Raw genomic sequence first — 24652 nt, forward strand, 5'->3', positions numbered from 1 at the left:
GGCTACGGGCGGAGGCAACCGGTGGAGATCGAGCGGGCGCGGCGGGAGTACGAGGAGCTTCGGGGCAGAAACCTCAAGCTGGACCTCACCCGGGGGAAGCCGTCGTCGGCGCAGCTGGATCTGTCGGCTGAGCTGCTGCGGCTGCCGGGGGACGACTACACGGCGGCGGACGGGACCGACACCCGCAACTACGGCGGCCTGCAGGGGCTCCCGGAGCTGCGGTCGCTGTTCAGCGAGGCGCTCCAGGTCCCGCCGGGGCAGCTGATCGTCGGCGGGAACTCCAGCCTGGCGGTGATGCACGACTCGATCGTGTACTGCCTGCTCGGCGTCCCGGTCGGCGGCGAGCGCCGGTGGACGGACGAGGAGCGGGTCGCCTTCCTCTGCCCGGTGCCCGGCTACGACCGGCACTTCGCGCTCTGCGAGCGGTTCGGGATCGAGCTCATCCCGGTCCCGATGACCCCTGCCGGGCCGGACATGGACGAGGTCGAGCGGCTGGCCGCGGCGGACCCAGGGATCAAGGGCATCTGGTGCGTGCCCAAGTACAGCAACCCGGACGGGGTCAGCTACAGCGCCGAGACCGTGGCCCGGCTGGCGTCGATGCCGACGGCCGCGCCGGACTTCCGGATCTTCTGGGACAACGCGTACGCGGTGCACCACCTCACCGACGAGCCGGTGGAGATCGCCGACGTGCTCGCGCTGGCCGCCGAGGCGGGCAACCCGGACCGGGTCTTCGTGTTCGGGTCGACCTCGAAGGTGACGCTGGCCGGGAGCGGGGTGTCGTTCTTCGGCTCCTCGCCCGCCAACGTGGCCTGGTTCCTCGGCTTCCTGAGCAAGGGCACGATCGGCGCGGACAAGGTCAACCAGCTGCGGCACGTGCGCTTCCTCCGCGACGAGCGGGGCCTGCGGGAGCACATGCGCAAGCACGCCGAGCTGATCCGGCCGAAGTTCGAGGCGGTGGACCGGATCCTGGGCAAGGAGCTCGGCGGGACCGGGCTGGCCAGCTGGTCGAGCCCGGCGGGCGGCTACTTCATCACCTTCGAGGTGCCGGCGGGGTGCGCCAAGGAGGTCGTCAGGAAGGCGGCCGAGGCCGGGATCGCGCTGACGCCGGCGGGGGCCACTCATCCGTACGGGGACGACCCGGCCGACCGGACGATCCGGATCGCGCCGACGTTCCCGGAGCTGGACGAGCTGGAGGTGGCGATCAGCGGTCTGGCCACCTGCGTGCGGCTGGTCGGCGCGGAGCGCGGGCTCGGCTGACCCTGACCTGAACTTGATACGACGACGGCTCCTCTCCCAGTGCACGGGAGGGGAGCCGCCGTCATTTGTGCTAACGGACACGTGTCCTGGCGGGCGTGGGGGACCCGCCAGGACACGCACCGCCCCGGCGTGGCGCGTACGACCCCGGCGAGGGATGGGGTCGTCCGAACCGTTGGTCGCGCGGAGTCAGCGGGGTCGGATCGGCCTCGGCAGACACGATCTGACCTCGGATGTGGCATTGGTCTTGGTGGTGGCAGTGTTGGTGAGCCTGGCGATGTAACGCGTAGCGCAGTAAACGCGTTGCCTCTCCGGGATCGCGCGACGGCAGGCCGCACCTGCCCGCACGGACCGCCAACACGGCCCCACCCCCATTGGATGGATTTGTACCAACGTTTGGATAATGCGCGGATCGCACCGTCAGGTCAAGTGGTTGTTCCAAGTCAGACCGAGATCGTCTAGATTTGTTGGCACAAAAGGGTGGATTGAGGGAAAATGGCACGATCGTCGCTCTACCAGCAGGTAGCCTCCGAACTCCGGCGGGCGATCTACTCGGGCGAATTCGGGCCCGGCGATCAGATCCCCACCGAGGCCGAGCTGATGGAGGGCCATCAGGTCAGCCGCAACACGGTACGGCTGGCCCTGGGCGAGCTCGAGAACGAGGGTCTCATCCTCCGTATGCGCCGGCGCGGGACCTTCGTCCGGGAACGCCGTCCGCTGCTCATGCGCCCGCAGGACGAACTGTTGCCCCGTGGCGACAGCCGTCCCCGATTCGACTCGTTCGTGTACGCGGTCACGTCCGAGGGCCGCCAGGCCGACCAGAACATCGAGGTTCAGATCGTCCAGCCGCCGGAGGACATCGCCACCCGGCTGGAGCTCGTCGAGGACCGGGCGCTGGCCGTGGTACGCCGGCGGCTGCGGTTCGTGGACGGGCAGCCGTACAACACCAACGACTCCTACTTCCCGCTGAAGCTGGTGAGCGACTCCGAGATCGTCCGGCCCGGCGACATCAAGCGGGGCGCGAACCGGGTGCTGGAGGAGCTCGGGCACCCCCAGGTGCGCGTTGTCGACGATATTTCGGCGCGCATGCCGACCCCCGATGAATCCGCGCGCCTGCAACTGGAACCTGGAACCCCAGTTGTGGTCTACGTCCGAGTCGGATACGACGAGGAGGACGTGCCCGTCCGCGTCGCCGTGTCCGTGTTGCCCGCCGACAAACACCTGATCAGGTACGAGCTGGAACGTCATTGACGGAACACGGGCCGCTTCGATACGGCGGCCCAACACGTGGTGCCGCCGCGAGCGACCCCCTGGCCGCGCTCGGGGCAGCGGTGACGTGTGCCAGAAACGGCGTCATCGCCGTTACCATGCCCGCCTTCTCGCCCGCGGGCGCTCTTTCCGGTCGCCCCTAACGACCCGCTGAACCCCCTCTCGCCGCCGTCGGCTGGAAGCCGTGCGGCGTCAAATGGTGACTCTCCGTAATCACAACGACACCCGTAGCAACGAAAGGACCTGTCATGCGCTCTGACACCCTCAACCTCTCTGCAGAACTCACGCTCCGCAGGGCAACCCTGGGCGACCTTTCGGGCGTGCTCGCACTGCTGGCCAGTGCCGCCGGCTGGCTGAACGGGCTCGGCGTGCGGCAGTGGCCGGTCGGCGGCTTCCCCGCCGCCAGGATCGAGCCGCTGATCAGCGACGGGGTCCTCTACCTGCTCGAAGCAGAGGACGTCACGGCGGGCGTGATGGCATTGGACGACAACGCCGACGCCGAGTTCTGGACCCCGGCCGACCGTCCCGAGGCGGCGATGTACGTGCACAAGCTGGCCGTCAACCGGGCCTACTCCGGCCTGGGCGTGGGCGAGGCGCTGCTGGACTGGGCGGGCCTGCGGGCGCTGGCCGCCGGCTGCCGCTTCGTCCGGCTGGACTGCTCCAAGGACAACGCCCGGCTCCAGCGCTACTACCTGGGACAGCGCTTTCGGCACGTCCGGACCGTCGACCTGCCGCACCGGGCCTCCGGCGCCTTATTCGAACGTCCCTCCGGTGTGCGCGGGGGCTTCATGCCGGCTCGTGTGCACGATATGACCACGTATGTCCCGAAGCAAAAGGCTCTGCTATCACACTGACTCGGTGCTGAACAGGGCGGATGCCGTACGGCCCCGCAAACGGACCCGATAATGTTCGGTCCATGACCGGATCGCTGCTTGAAGTGATCGCGCTGGACGTGCGCGATGCCGTGGCCGCCGAGGAGGGCGGCGCGGACCGCTTGGAGATCGTGGCGGACATGTCCGCCGACGGGCTCACGCCGGCCCCGGAAACGGTCGCCGCGATCTCCAAGGAGTGCACGCTCCCGCAGATGGTGATGCTGCGGGCCAACGCCGGGTTCACGGTCGGTCCCGACGAACTCGACCGGCTGCGCCGCTCCGCCAAGGAGCTGTCCGAGGCGGGCGCCGCCGGATTCGTCTTCGGCTTCCTCGACGAGGAGGGCGCCGTGGACCGCAACGCCACCGAGGCGCTGATCCACGCGGTCGCGCCGCTGCCGTGGACGTTCCACCGCGCCGTGGACCACGCCGCCGACGTACAGGCCGGGTGGCGGGCGGTCCGGCTGCTGCCCAACCTGGCCACCGTGCTGTCGGCCGGCTCCCCGAAGGGCGTGGGCAGCGGGCTGCCGATCCTGCGCACCCGAGCCGAGGCCGGGGACGGCGCGCTGATCATGGCGGGCGGCGGGCTCCGCCGCGAGCACGTGCCGGTGCTGCACGACTACGGCGTCAAGGCGTTCCACGTCGGGGGCGCGGTGCGGGACTCCTGGCAGTCGCCGGTGCAGCGGGCCAGGGTCGCCGAGTGGCGGCGGCTACTCGACGCCTAGGCAGTGGTCGGCGCGTCTCAGCGCCGCGGTCATGGTCTTCACGGTGGCGGGTTCGTCCATGACACCGCCCTCCTGGCGTTTCTCCTGCCAGGCCAGGACGCGGGATTTGTACTCGTCGTAGTGGCGTAGGTGGAAGGCGTAAGTTGTGGCGTAGCGGCTGACCAGGTGGGATGGGTGCATGTCCCAGCCTTGGTAGAAGCCGTGGGCCAGTGAGTGCCTGACTAGTTCGGAGTGGCGTCGCCATAGGGCGCGCACGTCCGCGCCGTCGTCGGAGGCGGGGGAGGCGGCCAGCGAGCCGTCGGACAGCTCGATCCCCTCCGAAAGCAGCGTTGTCTGCATCAGATGCCGGGCGTGGTCACAGGCCGGATGGTCGAGCCGCTGCTCATGCGGCGGCAGCCCACAGGCGGCGGTGTAATCGAAAACCCCGAAATGCGCGGCCCGGAGCCGCCCCCCGGACAACCCCACGGCATCCCCGAGAAACAGCACAGTCTGCGGCGCCTCCACTTGCATCTCAAATCCCAGACTCTGATACGGCAAGCCAAGCCCCTGCTCAATTTCGTCCAGATATGTCGTGAATTGTCCGAGATAAGCAGACATAAGCACTTTTGGGAAGGTGACAGTGAAGCCCGCCGGGAGGTATCCGATATTTCGGATAACGCCCGTGAGGAAGCCGTCCAAGGTCCGGGTCGAGCGCCCCGGATCGCCGTCCGCGAAGGATTTCACCCGCAGCCCCCAGCGACGGGGCAGCGCGCCGTCCGCGTGCATGGCGGCGATGGCGGCGGCGGCGCGTTCGGTGTCGGCGTCCTCGTCGGGGCGCACTCCGTAGCCGTCCTCGAAGTCGACCCGCAGGTCCTCGATCGGCTCGCTGGCCAGCTTGGCCGCCACTCTCGGAAGGCCGTCATGGCCGAACACGGCGGCGAAAGCCTCAGGGGTGGTGATGTGGCGGTCCAGCAGCTCCGCGGCGGCCCGGCCCCAGTCGGCGGGCGTCGTCGAAGTCAGCCGGTCGGCGGGGACGTAGACGGTGTGCACGGGCTGCCAGGAGAGGTTCGGCGCCGGATAGCGGGCCTGCTGTTCGCCGTGGGTCTCGGCGAATCCCGCGATCTCCACCGGGCCCAGGGTGGTGTCCATCCGGCGATCCTGGCAGATCGGGGGCGAGCGGCGAAACGTCAGCGCGGGAACGTCAGCACCTCGGCGAGGTGCGTCCGGTCGTTGACGCCGACCTTGGCGTACAGGCGGTGCAGGTGGTTGCCGACGGTGCGGTGCGAGACGCCCAGCCAGTCGGCGATCTCGCGGTTGGTGAGGCCCCAGGAGGCCAGCTGCCCGACCTGCTGCTCCCGGTCGGTGGTCGATCCGGTGCCGGCGGGGGAGATGCGGTAGACGTGGTGGCGGGCGCGGAGCGGGCCCACCCATTCGCGGACCACGGCCTGGTACATCGGGTGCGCGAGCCGTACCAGCAGGGAGCCGGCGCGGGGCTGGGTGGCGATGAGGCCGCGGCGTTCGAGCCGGTGCACCGCGCCGGGGCGGCCGGAGGCGAGCAGCCGGTCGGCGTCGATGGACTCGTGCACGGCGACGAGTTCGAGCACGTCGCGCTCGTCATCGTCCAGGTCGCCGATCTCGGTCTCGACCAGCTCGCGCAGGTACGGGCTGAGCGGCAGCCGCCCGCGCGAGCACCAGACGCCGTCCAGCCGGGCCAGCGCGCCGGCGGCCTCGGCGGCGGTCACCAGTTCGCGCAGGAAGCGCAGGTCGCCGCCGGCGGCCCGCCAGAACCTGCGCACGGTGGCGCCGTCGACCCGGTCGCCGAGCGCGGCCGTGAGCAGGCGGGCGGCGTGCTCCTGCCGTAGCGGGGTCAGCTCCAGCCGGGCCAGGCCGAGCGCGCGGAGCGGCTCGGGGACCTCCGCCTCGGTTCTGGCCACCACCACGACCGCCGCCCCGGCGCGGGTCACCAGGTGGTGCAGCAGCGCGGCCGAGGTGTCGTCGAGCCGGTGCGCGTCGTCGGCGACCAGGGTCAGCCGGGGACCGAGCCGGTCGGCCGCCCAGGCGAGCAGGTTGGCGTGCGGCGGGTCGACCGGCAGCAGGTGCGCGAACGCGCCCAGCGGCACGCCCCGGCCGGTGCCGCGCAGCCGCACCCCGTCGGCCCGGTCGGCCAGGGCGGTCTTGCCGACGCCGTGCGGGCCGAGGAGCAGCAGCCCGCCGCCGGGCCGCAGCGCGGCGGTGACGGCGGCGTGCTCTTCGTCGCGGCCGGCGAAAGGCCATCTGATCATGAGCCCACCACGAACTTCCAGCTGCCGCAGCCCGGGCTGCTGGAGGTCTTCGGCTTGTCGCAGACACGGATCTTCACATACCGGGGGGAGCGGAACTTGGCGATCACGCGCTGGCTGCCGGGCACGCCGACCCGGTCGTCGCCCGGGTCGAAACCGAGCCAGCTGGAGCGCGGGCTCCAGGAGATATACAGGTAGGCGGAGGAGCCCTCGCCGTGGCGGTCCTTGAGTGTGCCGTCCAGGGTGCGCAGGCTGCCGTCCTTGGTCAGGGTGCCGGCGAAGTCGTCGCGCTTGAGCGGCGCCCCGGAGGTGAGGCGGACCCAGGCGGAGTACGCGGTGACGGAACGCTGCTGCGCCGAGTCGGCGTCGGAGGCGTGGGCGGGCTGGGCGGAGAACGTCAGTGATGCGGCCAGTAACAGGCCGAGAGTCGTTCGCATGGTCCCAGTGCACTCCGCCGGGCTTGCCAAACGCTCACCGGACGCTTGTCCCGCGCTTGCCCCCAGGTCAGGCGCACTGCCGCTGGTACGGATAGCCGCGCAGGAACGAATCCCACTCGGCCGGGTCGAGGTCCCGCCCGGCGACCGCGCAGACCCGCCGCCGCGCCGACTCCAGGTCCAGATCCCACCGGTGCACAGAACGGTCACTGGACACGCTCAGCAGCGCGCTCCCGCGAAAGGTGAGGAATCTGGAGGTGTTGTCGTAGGGCCCCGGCGTGGTGCCGATCAGCAGCCCGGTCGCCTGCTCGTGCAGCGCGATCCGCCCGTCCTCCTGGCTGCTGGCCACGAACCGGTTGTCGGGCGAGATCGCGATACTGCGGTACGGCCCCGGCCTGGTCCTGGTCAGCACCCGCCGGGCGGCCCAGGTGTCCGACGTCCACAGCGAGAGCTGCCCGTCGTCGGTGCCGAACGCGACCAGCCCGTCCCGCCCGAACGCGATCGCGGACACCTTGGACTCCCCCTTGGCCACCTGGAGCGGCGGCCGCACCGTCCGTCCCGCGGCGTCCAGCACGGCTACGGTGCCGTTCACCAGCCCGGCCAGCAGGACCCCGCCGTCCGGCGCGTACGCGAGGACGGACGCCCGCGCGGGCAGCGCCACCGTGGCCAGGGTCGCGTCCGCGTCGGTGTCGACGATCTCCACCTCCGGGCGGTCGGCGGTCGTGTCGGTGGGCTGGGTGGTGATGGCCAGCCGCCGCCCGTCGTCGGACAGGGCCGCCAGCGGGTTGAAGATCTTCCGGGTCAGGCCGCCGAGCACCTGGACGTCCTCGGTGGTGGTCACCGCGATCTTCCCCCCGCCCGCCCCGGCCACCACGCCGTCCTCGCCCTTGTATGGGTACAGGGCGCGCTCGGGTGAGCCGGGGGTCAGGCCGACCGTCCAGACCTGGCCGTCCCTGGCGTACACGGGGTCGGGGGTCCAGGCGGTCCGGAAGCCGTCGATGCGGGCCTCGGCGCCGCCGCCGATCCGGACGGGCGCGCCGAAGCCGCGCTCCCCCGTGAGGTCCCAGCTGAGGATGACGCCGTCCAGGGTGACGCTGACCAGGGTCCGGCCGCCTTCGGCGAGCTCCGCCAGGGCGACCCGGCCGGCGGCGGGGAAGTCCTGCAGGAGCTGGCGGGTGGCCGCGTCCCAGAGGCGGACCCGGCCCTGGCCGTCGCCGGAGACCAGCCGGGCGTCCCCGGCCGACCAGGAGGCCCAGGTGATGTCGGTGCCGTACCTGACCGGGCCTTCCGGCTCGCCGGTGGCCACGTCCCAGATGATGATCTGGTCGATCGCGGCGGTCAGCAGGGCGGTGCCGTCGCGGTTGAGCGCCTGGGTCTCCACGGCGGCGGTCGGCAGGTCGCCGAGCAGCCTGCCGTCCAGGTCGATGACGCGGGTCCGGCCGGACACCGTGGTCACGGCCAGGTGGGCCAGGTCGCCGCTGGTGATCAGGCCGCTGTTGGTCTCGGAGTTGGGCAGCGCCCGTTCCGACCGCTCGTCCCAGATCTCGACGTGCTCGCCGACCACGGCGGCGATCGCGTCGCCGGCCACGAAGACGGCCGTGTCGGGGACGTGGCCGGCCCGGGAGCGCAGGTCGCGGGGGGCGGCGGTGCGCACGTCCCAGATCCGGACGGGGGTGCCGGGGCGGTTCATGGTGATCAGCCGGTGGCCGTCCCGGTCCAGCGAGATGCGGCGGATCATGGTCGGCCCCGCGTCGATGGGCGGGCCGACGGGGGCGAGGGTGGCGATGTCGTACACCTGGATCCGGCCCAGCTCGGTGGCGATGGCCAGCCGCTCGCCGTCGCCGCTGAGGGTGGCCGCGCCGACCAGGTCGGGCAGGGCCGCGGTGCCGCGCAGCAGCCGGGGGTTGGCGAACAGCAGCGACAGCAGGTCGCGCTGGGCCAGCTGGGTCGGGTACAGCGCGACCGCCTGGACGGCGAGCAGGCCGCCGCGGGCCGGGTCAGGGTCGGTGACGGCCTGGGCGATCAGGCGTTCCGCGTCGGCGACCAGCCGGGCCTCGTCCGAGGCGGTCTTCTGGGTCCAGCCCATGGTGGCGATGATCACGACGGCCACCAGGGAGACGGCCATCGCGCGCAGCCGCCGGGTGGAGCGGGTGCGCGACTCCCGCTCGGCCTCGGCCGCCGAGGCGTCCAGGAACTCGCGCTCCACCGCCGTCAGCAGGTCGTGGTGGTCGGCGGCCCAGTCCAGCGCGCCGGACAGCCGCGCCCCCCGGTAGAGCTCCGCCGGGTCGCGGCCCCGGTCGGCCCAGTCCTTGGCGGCCGGGGACAGGTGGCGGCGGAGCGCCCGGCCGTCGGCGTCGGCCTCCAGCCAGCCACGCAGCCGGGGCCACTCGGTCAGCAGCGCCTCGTGGGCCACTTCCACGGTGTCGTGGTCGGTGATCAGCAGGCGGCGGTCGAGCAACTGATCGAGCACGGATCGCACGTCCGGGTCGGCCAGTTCACCGGTGGACACCCGCCGCCGGACGAACCGCTCGCCGCCGTCGGCCAGCCGGAGGAAGACCGAGCGGGCGATCTGCCGTTCCGCCTCGCTCAGCGCCGTGTACGCGCGTTCTGCCATCCGCTCGATCGCGCCGCGCGCCCCGCCGGAACGCTGGAAGGCCGCCAGGGTGAGAAGCCGGCCGTCGCGGTGCTCCCACAGGTCCAGCAGCGCCGTGGAGAGCAGCGGCAGCGCGCCCGGCTGGCCGCGCACGTCGGCCAGGAGCGCCTGAGCCAGACCGTCCTGAAGAGTGAGGCCGACCTGCCCTGCGGGCGCCTCGATGATCTCGGCGAGCTCGTCGGGGGTCATCGGCCCGACCAGGACCTGCGCGTCCACGACCAGCCTGGCCAGTTCGCGATGCCCGGCGCAGTCGCCGTAGTAGTCGGCCCGCAGGGCGAGCACCACCTTGTGCGGGCAGTTCACCAGCGTGTCCAGGAAGGTCTGCCGCCGCTCGGCCGTCAGAGTGGTGAAGACCTCCTCGAACTGGTCCACGAAGATGATCGCGCGGCCTTCCGGCAGGACGCTCGCCAGGTCCGGCGTCGTCGCGGGCGTCAGCACGACCTGCTGCCAGTGCCGGGACCCTGGCAGCGCCTCCTCGGCCAGCCGGGGCAGCAGCCCGGCCCGCACCGTGGACGACTTGCCGCTTCCGGACGGCCCGACCACGGCCACCAGCGGCGCGCGGGACAGATTCGCGACCAGTTTGGCCACCAGCTTGGTCCGGCCGTGGAAGTAGGGCGCGTCGTCCTTCTCGAACCGCGCCAGCCCTTTGTAGGGGCAGGTGTCGCTCTGGGTCAGCCGGGAATCCTGGGCGAGTACGTCCCGCTGGATCCGCGCCAGCTCAGGCCCCGGCTCCAGGCCCTCCTCCAGCAGTGCCGCCCGCGCCCGGTGGAACGCCTGCGCCGCCTCGGCCGCTCGCCCCGACCGGTACAGGGCCCGCATCAGCTGCCCCCACAATTTCTCCCTGGTCGGATGGAGCAGCGCGAGCTCCTCCAGATCCGCGACCAGCTCGGCGCCCTGCCCGGCGGCCAGCCGCGCCTCGTTGCGCCGCTCGACCGCCTCCCCGTGCAGCGCCGCCAGCCGGTTCCGCTCGGCCGCCAGGAAGCCGAAATCCGGGTACGGCTCCCCGCGCCACAGCGCCAGCGCCTCCGCCAGCAGCGAATCCGGATCCTCCGCCGTCCGCGACCGCGTCACCAGCGCCGCGAACCTGACCGCGTCCACGTCCGCCGTCAGCGCGTACCCGTGCGGCACGGTCCGCACCACCTCGCCGGGCAGCGCCCGCCGTAACCGGGACACCGACGACTGCAGATTGCCCTTCGAGGCGAAGTCCAGCCGCCGCAGGATCGTCTCGGTCCGCACCGGACGGCCCGCCTCCGCCGCCAGCAGCGCCAGCACCTCACGCGGCCTGCCGTCCAGCGGCACCGGAGTTCCGCCCGACAGGACCTCGAACGGGCCCAGCACGCGGATCTCCAGCACGGTCACCCCTGGTCGGCCTGCCTCTGACTGGAACCGCCGAACGCGTCCAGCATGGCGGCCCTGCCCACCAGTTTCACTTTCTCACCCCGGTCCAGCGTCCTGGCCAGCTTCTCCTCGGCCGCCTCGATCGCCAGCCAGTCCTGGTACGTCACGGGGGTGACCCCCCGGGCGGCCAGCAGCGCGTCCAGCGTGGGCCGGGACGGCTCCGCCGTGACCTCGGCCAGCAGGGTGCGCACGGTCTCCGCCGCGTCGGACTTGTTGGTGCCGATCACGCCGGTCGGGCCGCGCTTGAGCCAGCCCGCCACGTACTCGCGGTCGCGGATCCTGCCCGCCTCGTTGGGGACGGTCATGGACTGCTCGGAGAACGGCACGCCGGGCAGCGGGACGCTGCGGTAGCCGACCGAGCGCAGCACCAGGTCGGCCGGGATCGTCTCGAACTCGCCGGTGCCGACCACCCGGCCGCCGTCCAGCCTGGTCCGCTCCAGCCGGATGCCCTCCACCCGGGAGACGCCGAGGATCTCGACCGGGCGCAGCCAGAACCGGACCTCCAGGCGGCGCGGCCGGTCCTGCGGGGTGCGGGTGGACCAGGACTGCAGGACGTCCACGTTGCCGCGGATCTGGCGGGACAGGTCGGTCAGGTCCTCGACCGCCACCTCGTCCGGAAATGTCAGGATGTCGGCGTTCAGGAGTTCGCCGAGCTCGCGGAGCTCCTTGAGGGTGAACTTGGCGTGCGCGGCCCCGCGGCGGCCGATCATGTGGATGCGCTGCACCCGGGACTCGGCCAGCGCGGTCAGCACCTGGTCGGGGATGTCGGTGGCGCGCAGCTCTTCGGCGGTCTTGGCCAGGATCCTGACCACGTCCACGGCCACGTTGCCGACGCCGATGACCGCGACCTCCGCCACGTCCAGGGTGAAGTCGGGGGCGTCAGGATGGCCGCAATACCAGTTCACGAAGTCGGTGGCGGCGATGCTGCCGGGGAGGTCCTCGCCGGGGATGCCCATCGTGCGGTCGACCATCGCGCCGGTGCAGTAGACCACCGCGTCGTAGCAGGTCAGCAGGTCCTCGACGGAGAGGTGCTCGCCCAGTTCCACGCCGCCGAGGAACCGCACTCCGGGGGTCTCCAGCACGCGGCGCAGGTAGTTGGCGATCGACTTGATCGAGGTGTGGTCGGGGGCCACGCCGTACCGGACCAGGCCGTACGGGGTGGGCAGGCGTTCCAGCACGTCGACCTCGACCGGCCCGGCGACCTGTTTGGTCAGCGCCTCCGCGGTGTAGATCCCGGCCGGGCCCGAGCCCACGACCGCCACACGCAACGTCACTAGAGCCTCCAAGAGCGGATACCCCAGATTCTTCACCTATCCGAGGTCGCGGGGCCAGAGGCGTCTCGTCGTGGCGTGGCGGATCGTGCCCGCAAGAGCCGTTTGTCGATCTTTCCGTTGGGATTGGTGGGGAGCTCGGGGACGAGGACGACGGTGCGGGGGGCCTTGTGGGCGGACATGTTGGCGCGGGCCCAGGCGATCACCGTGCCGGGGTCGAGCGGGGCGTCCGGGACGATGTACGCCCAGCCGGTCTCGCCGGAGCGCTCGTCGGGGACGCCGACCACCGCCGCCTGGGCCACGCCGGGGCAGCGGAGCAGCAGGCTCTCGACCTCGGCGGGAGAGACGTTGAAGCCGTTGACGATGAAGAGTTCCTTCTTGCGGTCGACGATGGCGAGGTTGCCGGCCGGGTCGAGGGTGCCGATGTCGCCGGTGTGCAGCCAGCCGTCCCTGATGACCTCGCCGGTCCTGGCGGGGTCCTGCCAGTAGCCGCGCATGACGCCGTACCCGCGCATCAGGATCTCGCCGCGTTCACCGGCCGGCACCGCCGCGCCGTCGTCGGCGACGATCTTCACTTCGATGCCGGGTACGGCTCTGCCGGTGGAGGAGGCGATCACCTCGACCGGGTCGCCGGCCCTGGTCATCGAGACGACCGTGCCCTCCATCAGGCCGTAGGCGTTGATCATGCGGTCGACGTGGGCGAGCATGCGGCGGATCAGTGGCGCGGGCACGCTGGCGGCGCCGCAGATGGCGACCCGGAGGGCGGTGCCGGGGTCGCGGTCGAGTTCGTCCAGGAGGCGGTAGAACATCGGGGGCGCGCCTGCCAGGACGGTGATATTTCGGGATTTGATCAGGTCGAGGAGGAGGGCGGGGGCGAAGGCACGGATCGGGAGCATGGTCGCGGCGCGCAGCACACAGGCCAGCAGCCCGGCATTGAGACCGAATCCATGCGCGAAGGGCGCGATGATCGGATACGTGTCGCCCTCACGCAGGGTCACGATCTCCGACCAGTCCCAGTAGCCCCGCAGCACCTGCCCATGCTCCAGCATCACGCCCTTGGGAGTGCCGGTGGTGCCGGAGGTGGACATGATCTCGCACAGGTCATCCGGGCGGACGGCAGCGGCCCGCTCTTCGAGATCGGTTACGCGTACGCCCGCCGCGAGAAACGCCGCAAACCCATCCGGATCGACTACCCGAAGGACTTCGCCCCGCAGTGGGTCCGCGCCAGCCAGGTCGCGACCGGCCAGGAGATCCGCGCCAGCCAGGTCGCGATCGGTCAGGAGGTCCGCGAATGCGGGCGCGCCCGCCGTGTTCCGGCCTGTCAGCAGGACGCCGATGCCGGTAGCGGCGATCAGTTCGGCCGCTTCGAGGCCCTTGTACCTGGCCGAGAGCGGGACGAGCACCGCGCCCGCGTCCCAGACGCCGTAGGCGCAGACCACCCAGTGGGCGTCGTTGAGGCCCCACACCCCGACGCGATCACCGGGTGCCACGCCCAGGGCCAGCAGGCCGCGGGCGACGGCCGCCGCCTGGTCGCGGAGTTCGGCGAGGGTCAGGCGGGTCTCGCCGTCCACCACCACGACGCCGGGGTGGCTGGCTGCCTGGTCGCGCAGCATGCGGGGGATCGTGCCCCAGGCGGGAACCTCGGCGATGCCATCCGTGTTGTCGGCGGCGATGCCTTCCGCGATGCCCTTGGCGGTGCTTTCCGCGATGCCCGCGGTGTCCCCGGCCATTTCGTCCGCCATGTCAGTGCGCGATCGTGGTGCGGTCCCGGCCCAGGTGGTGGCCGCGGAGGTCGGTGAGCGTGCCGGGGCGGGGGGACTCCGCGATCTCGGGGGAGACCTGGACGGTGAGGGTGATCGGGGTGAGGGCGCGGAGGGCGTCCCGGAGGCGGGACTGCCACATCGGGTTCTTGATCAGGCTTTGCCGGGTGAAGGTCACGGTGAGCGTGGCCGCATCCAGGGTGCCCTGGCGGGTGACGGTCAGGTCCCAGGTCGCTACGCCGTCGATCTTGGCGAGGGCCTTCTCGATCCGGGGGAGTGACAGCCATACGCCTCTGACCAGGACGTGGTCGCCGACCGTGTGCGCCGGGGCCGGAGTCTCGCCGGGGGTGCCCACCCGCCCCACCAGTCCCGTCCTGACCCCGCCATTTCCCGAAATTTCCGTGATTTCGGCGAGGCCGGTCTCGACGGGGGCGTCCTTGTCGAGCGAAGCCAGCGCGATCTCGGCCAAGGGCGTCAAAGGCGCGGATTCGGAGGAACGCCAGCCGAGCGCGCCGCCGTGACACGGCGAGGCCAGCACCTCGCTGACCTCGGCCTCGAACTCGCTGGTCAGGTGGGCCATCGTGTGCGCCGACGCGATCTCGCCGGTCAGCACGACGCGCCGCAGCCCGAGATCCAGCGGATCCAGCAGAAACTCCAGATGCAGCCGGGACAGCAGGTCCATCGCGCCGGTCGGGGTGATCACGAGCGTGGTCGCGCCGAGCGTCCTGACGAGGTGCTGTAATCGCATCCGGCCCCGCGGGCCCACCGAGGCCGCCGCCTCCGCCACCCCGGCCGCCGCAGAAGCCCAGACGCCTCCGTACGGTTCGGCGAGCGCGATCACCACCCGGTCACGCGGCCCGACTCCGGCCGAGCGCAAGGCGTCGGCGGTAGCCGTACCGGCGGGGGAGGGACGCACGCTCACCCCGTCGGCGGAGACCATGAGCAGCCCGGTCGCCGTGCGCGCGGCCGCCGCCAGGTCGTCTCTGGTCAGCCATCGGGTCATCGCCCGCCTCCCATGACCTCGCCCATGAACAGCCGGATGGAGTCGCGGACCCGCTCGTGCGCCAGCCCGCCGACCTGGGCCTGCAGGATCAGGTCGGTCGCCCCGGCCTCCGCCAGCCGCGCCACCGCCTTGCGTGAGCCCTCGACGTCGTCCACCACCACCATCAGGTGCTCGCGCAGCGTGGCCATCGACTCGTCGGGGGGCAGCCCGGCCGCGAGCTGGCCGAGGACCTTGTGGGTGGCGTGGCGGGCGTCGTAGTAGTCCGGCGGGGTGACCAGGTTGACCTGCCGCCGGATGTACCAGAGCACGGGGTCTGCGGCGTACTCGATGGCCTGCTCGCGGGTGGGGGCGACGAACCAGGGGATCATCAGGGCGATCCGGCGGGTGGCGGGGTCGTGGCCGTGCTCGGCCAGGCACTCCTTGTATCTGGCGATGTCGGCGGCGACGTCGTCGATGCCCTTGAGCATCGTCATGCCGAGCAGGTGGTGCCCGTTCCTGGCGGCGGCCAGATACCCCTCCAGCGAGGTGGAGGCCACCCAGACCGGCGGGTGCGGCACCTGCGCGGGCCGCGGATACACCGAGACGTCCGGGATCTCGAAGAACTCGTTCGACCGGGAGATCGGCTCCCCGTCGGCGTTCCAGATCGCCAGCACGGCCTCCAGCGAGTCCTCCCAGATCTTCCTGGACTGCTCGAAGGGCCGCTGGAACGCCTGGTATTCCAGTGGCGAGGCGCCCCGGCCGGTGCCGAACTCCACCCGCCCGCCGCTGATCACGTCCAGCGTGGCCACCCGCTCCGCCGTACGGATCGGGGACTGAAAGGGCAGCAGCACCACGCCGAGACCCAGATGGATCCGGCTGGTCCGCGCCGCGATCGCGGCCAGGATCAGATCCGGCGCGGAACAGTGCGAGAACCCACGCGTGAAGTGGTGCTCCACGAACCACGCCGTGTCGTATCCGAGCTCGTCCCCGAGGACCACCTGGTCGATCACGTTCTGGAAAGCGCGCTGCTCGATCTCCCGAGTACGTCCGCGCACCTCCAACTCGTACCCCAAGCTGATCCTCATAGCTCCCCATTCGCCCGATTTAACCAAGCGCTCGCTTGGCTGAGGTTATCAGCTCCCGGTGGAGCGCAACAAGCGAGCGTTCGGCCGCCGGGGGAAAGCTGGGGGGAAACGGAGGGAATTGGGGGTTGCGTGGGGTACCGCGCGCGATCACAGTTGTCTCCCGTGAGCTCAGGGGCGAAGAGGCGACGGCAACCCTCCCGACACCCACGCGGCGGTCCGCCGGAAGCCGGCGGCGACGCCTTGCGCTACGAGGCCTTCGGCCGGGTGATGGCCGCGCTGGCCGCCGAGGCCGAAGCCATCGAGTCCTGCCGCGACCTCAGCTGGTGGCTCGGCGCCGACCACGCCTGGAACATCGAGTGGCGCGACGGCCCGTACGCGCACGAACTCGCCGCCCTGCTCCACGACCGCCTCGCCGACGCCGGTCTGGACGACCTGGCGCACCACTCCGGCGGCGGCACATTGCAGGTTCTGGGCATCCCGTTCGTGCTGCACGCCGTCGACCCGCTCGGCCTGGACCGGATGCGCAACCGCCCCGGGCTCTGGCGGCTCTCCCAGGCCCTGGACCCCCTCCAGCACACCGCCGCCCGCCGCCCGTGGGAAGAACTCCTCGGCGGTTAGAGGACCAGCGCGGCCAGCCGGGCCCGATGGGCCTGCGGGGTGCCGAAGAGCTGGGCGTCCGAGGTGGCGCGCTTGAAGTAGCGGTGGGCCGGGTGGTCCCAGGTGATGGCGGGGCCGCCGTGCAGCTGGATCTGCTCGGCCGCGGCGGCCAGGTAGGTCTCGGTGCAGTAGGAACCGGCGACGGCCGCGCGGACCGGGTCGCCGGGGGCGGCGGCCGCGGCCTGGGCGGCGGAGCGGGCGGACTCCACCTGGAGGTAAAGGTCGGCCAGACGGTGTTTGAGCGCCTGGAATGAGCCGATCGGGCGCTCGAACTGGTGGCGGGACTTCACGTGGGCGAGGGTGGATTCGAGGCAGCGGGCCGCGCCGCCGACCTGTTCCGCGGCCAGCCCGGCGATGGCGATCTCCCGTACCGGGGGGCCGGGAAGGCCCAGCGGGCGCGCGGGAGCCGCGTCGAAGCGCAGCGTGGCCAGCGGGCGGCTGTGGTCCAAAGTTGAATGCAGTTTGCGCTGTGTTGGAATGGCTTCGACCAGGACATTGTTGACATAAGCGAGGACGAGGTCGCCGTCGGCCACGTAGGGAGCTGTGCCGGTCAGCCGGTCGCGGTCCAGGTGGAGGTCGGCGTCTTCGGGGAAGACGACGGTTGCCGTGGTCTTTCCGGCGGCGATGTCCGGGAGCAGGCGCGCGTGCGCGTCCGCGTTCCCGGACTGGAGGATGGCACTGGTGGCCAGGACGACGGTGGCGAGGTAGGGCAGTGGGGACAACACCCGGCCCAATTCCTCCGAGACCACCGCGACTTCGATGAAGCCTGCTCCGGCGCCGCCGTACTCCTCGGGGATGCACAGCCCGGCGACACCGAGTTCGCCGGCGAAGCGGGACCAGGGGGCATCGGGTTCGGCGCTGAGGAACCGCCGGACGACCGCGCGCAGCGCATCCACCCGAACACCATAACCAAGCGATTGCTCGTATTCCATTACCAAAAACGAGTGCGTCGCTATTGGTAGCTATTTGGTGACCGAAATATAATTAATCTGCCATGTGTGCACTGATCGGGGGATCGAGTGACCTGGGCTTTCGGCAAGGCCAATCGCGAGGTCGGGACCGGCGAGACCGGTCCCGACCAGGAGTATGTCGCGCTCGATCGGCGCGAGCGGCGGATCCAGTGGTACATGCTGGCGTCGCTGATCATGGGCGCCATCCTGGGCGCGGCCGGCGGCGGCTTCGCCGACCAGGTGCCCGACTGGCTGCTGTCGATCTACGACCCGTACATCTTCATGGTGCTGGCCACGGTCGTCGGCTGGAACGCCGCCAGCTTCGGCTGGTCGCTGGTGAACGGCGCGCTGGCCGCGTTCGGCGGCATGGTCGGCCAGCTCATCGTGAGCGTGGCCGTGCACGGCATCGCCCCCTTCGAGGGGCTGGCCGGCGGCGCGACCGGGCTCAACATCCTGCTGTTCGCCCTGGTGGCGCTGGGCCCGCTGGCCTACCTGTCCACCCGCGAGGACCGGTGGGGGATCCTCGCCTCGGGGATCACCGCCGGGCTGATCCTGGGCGAAGGCGTCGAGGAACTGGTGCAGTTCGGATATGGCCAGCCGTACCCCGGCTGGCAGGTGGCGGTGACCACGTCGGCGCTGCTGGCGGCCGTGATCGTGCTGGTGTTCCGGCGGCGCACGCTGCACCGGCTGTGGGCACTGCTGGTGGCGGTCAGCTACTCCGGCTCGTACGGCGCGCTCGTGCTCGCGCTCTAACCCGCGCGGAAGTCGATAGCCTGTACGTCATCGAAGCCACCAGCCCAGCCGAGGAGTAGCCGTGCTACTGCGTATGTCGACCCTGTTCCTGCGCACCCTGCGTGAGGACCCGGCGGACGCGGAAGTGCCGAGCCACAAGCTGCTCGTGCGCGCCGGTTACGTCCGCAGGGTCGCGCCCGGGATCTACTCGTGGCTGCCGCTCGGCAAGATCGTCCTGGAGAACGTCGCCACGATCGTGCGCGAGGAGATGAACCGGATGGGCGCCCAGGAGGTGCTCTTCCCCGCGCTGCTGCCCCGCGAGTACTACCAGACGACCGGCCGCTGGACCGAATACGGGGACACCCTGTTCCGGCTCAAGGACCGCAAGGGCGCCGACTACCTGCTCGGCCCCACCCACGAGGAGATGTTCACCGACATGGTCAAGGGGGAGTACTCCTCCTACAAGGACTATCCGGTCACGCTCTACCAAATTCAGACCAAGTACCGGGATGAGGCCCGCCCCCGGGCGGGCATCCTGCGCGGCCGCGAGTTCGTGATGAAGGACTCCTACTCCTTCGACCTCGACGACGACGGCCTCAAGCGCTCCTACGAGCAGCACCGCGAGGCCTACATCCGGACCTTCGAGCGCCTCGGCATCGACGTCAAGATCTGCTTCGCCACCTCAGGCGCGATGGGCGGCTCCGCCTCCGAGGAGTTCCTCGCCCCCAGCCCCACCGGCGAGGACACCTTCGTGGCCTGCCACAACTGCGGCTACGCGGCCAACGCCGAGGCGGTCACCACGCCCGCGCCGGCCGCCCGCCCCGGCGACCGGCCCGCCCAGCAGGTGCTGGACACCCCGAACACGCCCACCATCGAGACCCTGGTCAACCACCTCAACCAGGCCCACGACCTGGGCATCACCGCCGCCGACACACTCAAGAACGTGGTCGTCAAGGTGATCACGCCCGGCGCCAAGGAGCCGGAGACCCTGATCATCGGGGTGCCCGGCGACCGCGAGATCGACTTCAAGCGCCTGGAGGCCGCGGTCGCGCCCGGCGAGCCCGCCATCTTCGAGGCCGAGGACTTCGCCAGGCACCCCGGCCTGGTCCGCGGCTACATCGGGCCGCAGGTGCTCAAGGAACTCGGCATCCGCTACCTGGTCGACCCCCGCGTCGTGGCCGGCACCGAGTGGGTGACCGGCGCCAACGAGCCCGGCAGGCACGCGGTGCACGTGGTCGCCGGGCGCGACTTCGTCGCCGACGGCACCATCGAGGCCGCCGAGATCAGGGCCGGGGACTCCTGCCCGGTCTGCGGCTCCGGCCTGTCCATCGACCGCGGCATCGAGATCGGCCACATCTTTCAGCTCGGCCGCAAGTACGCGGACGCCGCGGGCCTGGACGCCCTCGGCCCCGACGGCAAGCCGATCCGGATCACCATGGGCTCCTACGGCATCGGCGTCTCCCGCGCGGTGGCCGTGCTGGCCGAGCAGCGCCACGACGCGCTCGGCCTGGCCTGGCCGCGCGAGGTGGCCCCCGCCGACGTGCACATCGTCGGCACCGGCAAGGAGAACCAGATCGAGGTGGCCACCCGGCTCGCCGAGGAGCTGGAGGCCCAGGGCGTCCGGGTGCTCCTCGACGACCGCGCCGGAGTGTCGCCCGGCGTCAAGTTCAAGGACTCGGAACTGCTCGGCCTGCCGACCGTGCTGATCGTCGGCCGCGGCGTCTCCCAGGGCGTGGTCGAACTGCGCGACCGGGCCGCGGGGAGCAAGGACGAGATCCCGCTCGACGAGGCCGTCGCCCGGGTGCTCGCCGCCACCCGCTAGCGGCGGCGCAGCGCTCTGCGCCAGGAGAAGCCGCCCGGCAGGTCGACACTGACCTGCCGGCCGCCGTCGGCGCGTTTGGTGTACCGCACGCCGCCCTTGCCGACGCTGTGGCCGACGCCGCCGCGGGAGAAGTTGAGGTGGAACGGACCGATCTTTATGGTCTTGCGGAAGCCAAAACTCATGACGAGCTGAACTGCCCGCGACGCGGGATCCAAACTTCTACTGGCCGGTCGTCACCGGGGGCACCGGGGTCGGCTCGGTCAGGCCCGGCGTCGAACCCGCGCGCGTCTCGGGCATGCCGGGGAACGCGGTGACGGCCGGACTCCAGCCGTACCCGCGGACCGCGCACTCCTGCGCCAGCTGGGCGGCCAGCCGCCGCAGCCCGGGGTCGGGGTCGGCGGACAGCTCCAGATAGGCGGCCAGCACCCCCTCCTCGACCTGTACGGCCAGCCGGACCGCCTGCACGGGCGTGCTCACCTCGAAGGGCAGCTGATAGGTCGGGCCGGGCTCCTCGGGCTTCTGGCCGCGCTGCGCGATCAGGCCGCGGAGCTGGTCGCGGCGGGCCCGGTGGGCGTCGAACGCGGCGTTGGCGCGCTGGCGCAGCCCGCCGGAGGTCCTGGCGCCCACCACTCCGTAGGCGTACACGGCGGCGTGTTCGGCGGCCAGCGCCTTGGCCAGGGACTGGTTCTGGGGTTGGTTCTGGGGTTGGTTCTGGGACGGGTTCATCGCAGCCGCCCGAGGGCCGTGACGTGCAGCGCCTCACAGGCGCCGATGCTGCACAGCAGCTGGGACACCACCGGCGAGGCGTCGGCGAGCTGCCGGGGACGGCCGGCCGCGGCCTTGCGCTCGGCCTCCCGCAGGAACGCCACCGAGACGTCGGGCGCGGTGCTGGCCACCGGCGCGGGCGACCCCGGCGGAGCCGACGGCGCGTCCTCGGGCAGATGGCGGCGGAGCGCCGCCAGGTGGGCCAGGTGGCGCTGCTGGAACGGCTGCAGCGCGCCGGCCAGCGCGGCGTCCGACAGGGTCGCCTGCTGGTAGAGCGAGACCATCTGCTCCTTCGCCGCGATCACCCCGGTGAGCAGCACCAGCTGCGGATCCGGGGGTTCCGGGACGGCGGTCTCGGTCGCGGGCGCGCCCGCGCAGCCGACGAGCACCAGCCCGGCCGAAGCTCCGAGCAGGGCCCGCCGGGAAATCACCGGGGAATTCAACGGAAAGAACTCCGCTGCCCGGTCGCCGCCGCTCCTAGCCTTCACGAAGTCTCATCGTACGGCTCGGCGGGCAGTGCTGCTCTTTCCGTGCCCTTGTGTCGATAGGCTGTGGGCACGTTGGGCGAGGTACGCCCGTGAATGGGAGGTCGGCATGGGCATTGACGCTCGACGCGACCGCCTTGTGGAGCTTCTCAGCCCGGTGGTCACCGCCGAGGGGCTCGATCTGGAGGACGTGACGATCACCCCGGCGGGCAAACGCCGGCTGGTCCGCGTGGTGGTGGACCGGGACGGGGGCATCAGTCTCGACGACGTCTCCGAGGTGAGCCGGTCCGTCTCCGAGCAGCTGGACGCGACCGATCTGCTGGGCGGCAACCCGTATGTGCTGGAGGTCAGCTCGCCCGGGGTGGACCGCCCGCTCACCCAGCCCCGCCACTGGCGCCGGGCCAAGGGGCGGCTGGTCAAGGCCGAACTGCGGGACGGCGCCGCGGCCGAGGGCCGGATCCTGGTGGCGGACGAGACCGCCGTCGAGATCGAGGGCGCGGGGCGGTTCGAATACGCGGACCTGGTCAAGGGCAAGGTCCAGGTGGAGTTCCGTCGGCTGGACGACGAAGACGAAACCGACATAGAAGACGTAGAACTAGAAGAAGAGCTGGACGACATCGACGACGAGGACGACCTCGGAGCCGCCGATGACATCGCACACCGCGATGAGGGCTAAGGGGGAGCCTTGTGGACATTGACATGAGCGTCCTGCGCAGCCTGGAGCGGGAGAAGGACATCTCGTTCGACCTCGTCGTGAAGGCGATCGAGGACGCGCTGCTGATCGCCTACTTCCGGACCGAGGGCGCCGCGCAGAAGGCCCGCGCCGAGCTCGACCGGGCCTCGGGCCACGTCTCGATCCTGGCCGCCGAGCTGGACGAGGAGGGCACGGTCGTCCGGGAGTACGACGACACCCCGGGCAACTTCAGCCGCATCGCCGCGACCACCGCCAAGCAGGTCATCCTGCAGCAGCTGCGGGACGCCGAGGACGAGATCAACTTCGGCGAGTTCGCCAGCCGCGAGGGCGAGCTGGTGGCCGGGATCATCCAGCAGGGCAAGGACCCCAGGGTCGTCCTGGTGGACCTGGGCAAGATCGAGGCCATCCTGCCGCACAACGAGCAGGTGCCCGGCGAGGACTACGTGCACGGCGAGCGCCTCCGCTGCTTCGTGGTGCAGGTGAAGAAGGGCAACAAGGGGCCGTCCGTCACGCTCAGCCGTACTCACCCGAACCTGGTGAAGAAGCTGTTCGCGCTGGAGGTCCCGGAGATCGCCGACGGTTCGGTGGAGATCGCCGCCATCGCCAGGGAGGCCGGGCACCGCACGAAGATCGCGGTGCGCTCCCGGAAGAGCGGGGTCAACGCGAAGGGCGCCTGCATCGGCCCGATGGGCTCGCGGGTGCGCAACGTGATGACCGAACTGCACGGCGAGAAGATCGACATCATCGACTGGTCCGAGGACCCGGCCGAGTTCGTGGGGAATGCGCTGTCACCCGCACGCGTTTCCCGTGTCGAGGTCGTGGACGCCGACGGCCGGGTGGCGCGGGTGACCGTGCCCGACTACCAGCTCTCGCTGGCGATCGGCAAGGAAGGTCAGAACGCCCGGCTCGCCGCGCGGCTGACCGGGTGGCGTATCGATATCCGGCCGGACACTCAAGAGGCACCGGCCGATCCCGCAGATGCGTCGGCAAGGTAAGCTGGAATATGGTGGCCAGGCCGCCCCACTGAGAACATGTGTGGGCTGTCGGGTTCGCACGGCCAAGTCTGAGCTACTCCGACTGGTAGTGGTCGAGGGTGTTATTACCCCTGACCAGCAAGGACGGCTTCCGGGCCGGGGTGCGTCACTGCATCCGGCCGTGAGCTGTCTGGAGCTCGCAGAACGTCGCCGGGCGTTCGCTCGCGCTTTTCGCGCAGAGGGAACGCTCGATGTCACACGTCTGCGGGATCACCTGGCGGAACGGTCTTGACGCGGGAAAGCGGCCGGGTGAATGGTTACCAACTGTCATGTAGGACGCCGAGTTGATGGGCGGAGTCAGATTGCTATGAGCGCCTGATGAGCACGCGGCAATGAGTACGTCCAGGTAGCGACGGTCCGGCGGCACAGCCTCCCGGGCCGAGTTAGGGAGTGCAGTGGCGAAGGTCCGGGTATACGAACTCGCCAAGGAGTTCGGCGTTGAGAGCAAGGTCGTCATGGCCAAGCTCACCGAAATGGGCGAGTTCGTGCGATCGGCTTCTTCAACGATAGAAGCGCCGGTCGTCCGTAAACTGACGGAGGCGTTCGGTAAGGGCGACTCCAGGGGCGGCGGCAAGCCGACCCCCCGGCCGCAGCCGAGGCCCCAGCCCCGGCCGGCTGACAGCCAGGCGAGCCAGCTGGCGAGCCCGGCCGGAAACGGCGCCTCGACGGCGCCGGTTTCCTCGATTCCATCCGCTCCGGCTCAGGAGGGCGGCATCCGCCCCGGGCCGAAGCCAGGTCCGCGGCCCGCGCCGCGGCCCGTTCCGATGCCTCACCCGACGCCGCAGCCCGCGCCTCAGGTCGCGCCTCAGGCCGAAGCTCCGCGTCCGGCACCGGAACAGCCCCGCCCAGAAGTCCGTCCCGAGACGCCCCGCCCCGCGGCGGCGTCCTCGTCCGGCGGTTCCCGTCCCGATCGCGCCGGTGGTCCCGGTGGCGGCGGCCCGGGTGGCGGACCGAAGCCCGGCCCCCGGCCGGCTCCGGCGCAGCGTCCCGCCGTTCCGGGTGTTCCCTCCGGTGGCGGTCCCGGCGGCGGTCGTCCGTCCGGTCCCGGTGGCCCGAAGCCGGGCCCGCGTGGCCCGCGTCCGGGCAACAACCCGTTCTCGTCCAACGCCAGTGGCATGGGTCAGCGTCCGGCGCGTCCGGGCGGCCCCGGTGACCGTCCCGATCGTGGCGACCGTCCCGAGCGCGCCGGTGAGCACCGTGGTGACCGTCCCGATCGCGGGCCGCGTGAGGATCGTGGTCCCCGTGAGGACCGTGGTCCCCGCGAGCCGCGTCGCGACGGCGACCGCGGTCCGCGTCCCGGCGGTCCCCGTCCGGGTCCCGCGGGCGCCGGTGGCGGTACCCGTCCCGGCCCGGCCGGCGCGGGTGGCCCGCGTCCCGGTCCTGGTGCCGGTGGTCCCCGTCCGCCCGCAGGCGCGGGTGGTCCGCGTCCCGGTGGTCCGCGTCCCAACCCGTCGATGATGCCGCAGGGCCGGCCTTCCGGTCCCGGCGGCGGCGGCGGCGGTGGCGGCGGCGCTGGTCGTCCCGGTGGCGGTGGCGGCGGCGGCCGTCCCGGCGG

The 24652-nt window shown here is 71.4% G+C and carries 23 protein-coding genes; 10 read left to right on the forward strand and 13 right to left on the reverse strand.

The window, feature by feature from the left end:
• Window positions 1-21 precede the first annotated feature (21 nt).
• The 4 genes from Acor_RS10925 (at window position 22) to Acor_RS10940 (ending at window position 4117) form a co-directional block, all read left to right on the forward strand.
• A complete protein-coding gene (locus Acor_RS10925; protein WP_246238571.1) occupies window positions 22-1257 on the forward strand; it encodes an aspartate aminotransferase type Ic in 1236 nt (411 codons plus the stop codon).
• A gap of 492 nt (window positions 1258-1749) precedes the next feature.
• Window positions 1750-2505 (forward strand): GntR family transcriptional regulator, encoded by a 756-nt coding sequence (locus Acor_RS10930; protein ID WP_155336476.1) that lies wholly within the window; start codon window positions 1750-1752, stop codon window positions 2503-2505.
• Between the two features lie 266 nt (window positions 2506-2771).
• Window positions 2772-3377, forward strand: coding sequence for a GNAT family N-acetyltransferase (locus Acor_RS10935; protein ID WP_155336477.1), 606 nt, complete (start codon window positions 2772-2774; stop codon window positions 3375-3377).
• 62 nt (window positions 3378-3439) lie between these two features.
• On the forward strand, window positions 3440-4117 hold the full coding sequence (locus Acor_RS10940; RefSeq protein WP_155336478.1) for a copper homeostasis protein CutC: 678 nt from the start codon (window positions 3440-3442) through the stop codon (window positions 4115-4117).
• Here Acor_RS10940 and Acor_RS10945 read toward each other — a convergent pair.
• The 8 genes from Acor_RS10945 to Acor_RS10980 all read right to left on the reverse strand — a co-directional run bounded on the left by Acor_RS10945 (window position 4103) and on the right by Acor_RS10980 (window position 15958).
• The gene (locus Acor_RS10945) at window positions 4103-5245 is read right to left on the reverse strand and encodes a DUF6986 family protein (protein WP_155336479.1); all 1143 of its coding nucleotides are present in this window, start codon (window positions 5243-5245) and stop codon (window positions 4103-4105) included. The two genes, Acor_RS10940 and Acor_RS10945, sit on opposite strands and share 15 nt — an antisense overlap.
• Before the next feature lie 38 nt (window positions 5246-5283).
• A complete protein-coding gene (locus Acor_RS10950; RefSeq protein WP_155336480.1) occupies window positions 5284-6378 on the reverse strand; it encodes a helix-turn-helix transcriptional regulator in 1095 nt (364 codons plus the stop codon).
• Window positions 6375-6812, reverse strand: a complete 438-nt coding sequence (locus tag Acor_RS10955) for a hypothetical protein (protein WP_155336481.1) — start codon at window positions 6810-6812, stop codon at window positions 6375-6377. The genes Acor_RS10950 and Acor_RS10955 overlap by 4 nt, the downstream gene beginning before the upstream one ends.
• A 67-nt stretch (window positions 6813-6879) precedes the next feature.
• The gene (locus Acor_RS10960; protein ID WP_170316872.1) at window positions 6880-10815 is read right to left on the reverse strand and encodes an nSTAND1 domain-containing NTPase; all 3936 of its coding nucleotides are present in this window, start codon (window positions 10813-10815) and stop codon (window positions 6880-6882) included.
• Between the two features lie 2 nt (window positions 10816-10817).
• Window positions 10818-12134: an FAD-dependent oxidoreductase gene (locus tag Acor_RS10965; RefSeq protein WP_155336483.1), complete on the reverse strand. Its 1317-nt coding sequence runs from the start codon at window positions 12132-12134 to the stop codon at window positions 10818-10820.
• A gap of 32 nt (window positions 12135-12166) precedes the next feature.
• On the reverse strand, window positions 12167-13873 hold the full coding sequence (locus tag Acor_RS10970) for an AMP-binding protein (protein ID WP_308805642.1): 1707 nt from the start codon (window positions 13871-13873) through the stop codon (window positions 12167-12169).
• Between the two features lies 1 nt (window position 13874).
• Entirely contained in the window at window positions 13875-14894 is a 1020-nt protein-coding gene (locus Acor_RS10975; RefSeq protein ID WP_155336484.1) for a phenylacetate--CoA ligase family protein, read from the reverse strand.
• A complete protein-coding gene (locus tag Acor_RS10980) occupies window positions 14891-15958 on the reverse strand; it encodes an LLM class flavin-dependent oxidoreductase (RefSeq protein ID WP_155336485.1) in 1068 nt (355 codons plus the stop codon). The genes Acor_RS10975 and Acor_RS10980 overlap by 4 nt, the downstream gene beginning before the upstream one ends.
• Window positions 15959-16198: 240 nt before the next feature.
• Between Acor_RS10980 and Acor_RS10985 the strand changes: the two genes are divergently transcribed.
• The gene (locus Acor_RS10985) at window positions 16199-16576 is read left to right on the forward strand and encodes a hypothetical protein (protein ID WP_246238572.1); all 378 of its coding nucleotides are present in this window, start codon (window positions 16199-16201) and stop codon (window positions 16574-16576) included.
• Here the strand turns inward: Acor_RS10985 and Acor_RS10990 are convergent.
• Entirely contained in the window at window positions 16573-17511 is a 939-nt protein-coding gene (locus Acor_RS10990) for an acyl-CoA dehydrogenase family protein (protein ID WP_246238573.1), read from the reverse strand. The genes Acor_RS10985 and Acor_RS10990 overlap by 4 nt on opposite strands.
• A 123-nt stretch (window positions 17512-17634) precedes the next feature.
• On the opposite strand from Acor_RS10990, the gene Acor_RS10995 reads away from it, so the two are divergent.
• Both Acor_RS10995 and Acor_RS11000 read left to right on the forward strand, forming a co-directional pair.
• Entirely contained in the window at window positions 17635-18318 is a 684-nt protein-coding gene (locus Acor_RS10995) for a hypothetical protein (RefSeq protein ID WP_155336487.1), read from the forward strand.
• Window positions 18319-18379: 61 nt separating this feature from the next.
• On the forward strand, window positions 18380-20119 hold the full coding sequence (locus Acor_RS11000) for a proline--tRNA ligase (RefSeq protein WP_155336488.1): 1740 nt from the start codon (window positions 18380-18382) through the stop codon (window positions 20117-20119).
• Here Acor_RS11000 and Acor_RS11005 read toward each other — a convergent pair.
• Genes Acor_RS11005 through Acor_RS11015 form a run of 3 tightly spaced genes read right to left on the reverse strand, consistent with a single transcriptional unit; the run spans window position 20116 to window position 21372 of the window.
• Complete coding sequence (locus Acor_RS11005) at window positions 20116-20301, reverse strand: DUF4236 domain-containing protein (RefSeq protein WP_155336489.1); 186 nt, start codon at window positions 20299-20301, stop codon at window positions 20116-20118. The genes Acor_RS11000 and Acor_RS11005 overlap by 4 nt on opposite strands.
• Before the next feature lie 37 nt (window positions 20302-20338).
• Window positions 20339-20845 (reverse strand): ferritin-like domain-containing protein, encoded by a 507-nt coding sequence (locus Acor_RS11010; RefSeq protein ID WP_155336490.1) that lies wholly within the window; start codon window positions 20843-20845, stop codon window positions 20339-20341.
• Window positions 20842-21372, reverse strand: coding sequence for a hypothetical protein (locus Acor_RS11015; RefSeq protein ID WP_155336491.1), 531 nt, complete (start codon window positions 21370-21372; stop codon window positions 20842-20844). The genes Acor_RS11010 and Acor_RS11015 overlap by 4 nt, the downstream gene beginning before the upstream one ends.
• A 106-nt stretch (window positions 21373-21478) precedes the next feature.
• On the opposite strand from Acor_RS11015, the gene rimP reads away from it, so the two are divergent.
• From rimP to Acor_RS11030, 3 genes are read left to right on the forward strand one after another with little or no spacing between them, the layout of a single operon-like run.
• Window positions 21479-22045 (forward strand): ribosome maturation factor RimP, encoded by a 567-nt coding sequence (gene rimP / locus Acor_RS11020; protein WP_155336492.1) that lies wholly within the window; start codon window positions 21479-21481, stop codon window positions 22043-22045.
• Between the two features lie 23 nt (window positions 22046-22068).
• Window positions 22069-23058, forward strand: a complete 990-nt coding sequence (nusA, locus tag Acor_RS11025; protein ID WP_218034218.1) for a transcription termination factor NusA — start codon at window positions 22069-22071, stop codon at window positions 23056-23058.
• Window positions 23042-23329, forward strand: a complete 288-nt coding sequence (locus tag Acor_RS11030; protein ID WP_155336494.1) for a YlxR family protein — start codon at window positions 23042-23044, stop codon at window positions 23327-23329. Before nusA ends, Acor_RS11030 begins: the two co-directional genes overlap by 17 nt.
• 268 nt (window positions 23330-23597) lie before the next feature.
• Here Acor_RS11030 and Acor_RS44220 read toward each other — a convergent pair.
• The coding region (locus tag Acor_RS44220) for a hypothetical protein (RefSeq protein ID WP_246238574.1) at window positions 23598-24652 on the reverse strand (1055 nt) is incomplete at its 5' end.

Origin of the sequence: Acrocarpospora corrugata (genome assembly GCF_009687845.1) — a bacterium.
GTDB lineage: Bacteria > Actinomycetota > Actinomycetes > Streptosporangiales > Streptosporangiaceae > Acrocarpospora > Acrocarpospora corrugata.

Coding starts and splice junctions, on each gene's coding strand:
- Acor_RS10970 (WP_308805642.1), bottom strand. CDS start 13,873: ATGGCGGACGAAATGGCCGGGGACACCGCGGGCATCGCGGAAAGCACC.
- Acor_RS10950 (WP_155336480.1), bottom strand. CDS start 6,378: ATGATCAGATGGCCTTTCGCCGGCCGCGACGAAGAGCACGCCGCCGTC.
- Acor_RS11010 (WP_155336490.1), bottom strand. CDS start 20,845: ATGAACCCGTCCCAGAACCAACCCCAGAACCAACCCCAGAACCAGTCC.
- Acor_RS10930 (WP_155336476.1), top strand. CDS start 1,750: ATGGCACGATCGTCGCTCTACCAGCAGGTAGCCTCCGAACTCCGGCGG.
- Acor_RS11005 (WP_155336489.1), bottom strand. CDS start 20,301: ATGAGTTTTGGCTTCCGCAAGACCATAAAGATCGGTCCGTTCCACCTC.
- Acor_RS11030 (WP_155336494.1), top strand. CDS start 23,042: ATGCGTCGGCAAGGTAAGCTGGAATATGGTGGCCAGGCCGCCCCACTG.
- Acor_RS10945 (WP_155336479.1), bottom strand. CDS start 5,245: ATGGACACCACCCTGGGCCCGGTGGAGATCGCGGGATTCGCCGAGACC.
- nusA (WP_218034218.1), top strand. CDS start 22,069: ATGAGCGTCCTGCGCAGCCTGGAGCGGGAGAAGGACATCTCGTTCGAC.
- Acor_RS10940 (WP_155336478.1), top strand. CDS start 3,440: ATGACCGGATCGCTGCTTGAAGTGATCGCGCTGGACGTGCGCGATGCC.
- Acor_RS10935 (WP_155336477.1), top strand. CDS start 2,772: ATGCGCTCTGACACCCTCAACCTCTCTGCAGAACTCACGCTCCGCAGG.
- rimP (WP_155336492.1), top strand. CDS start 21,479: ATGGGCATTGACGCTCGACGCGACCGCCTTGTGGAGCTTCTCAGCCCG.
- Acor_RS10980 (WP_155336485.1), bottom strand. CDS start 15,958: ATGAGGATCAGCTTGGGGTACGAGTTGGAGGTGCGCGGACGTACTCGG.
- Acor_RS10975 (WP_155336484.1), bottom strand. CDS start 14,894: ATGACCCGATGGCTGACCAGAGACGACCTGGCGGCGGCCGCGCGCACG.
- Acor_RS10955 (WP_155336481.1), bottom strand. CDS start 6,812: ATGCGAACGACTCTCGGCCTGTTACTGGCCGCATCACTGACGTTCTCC.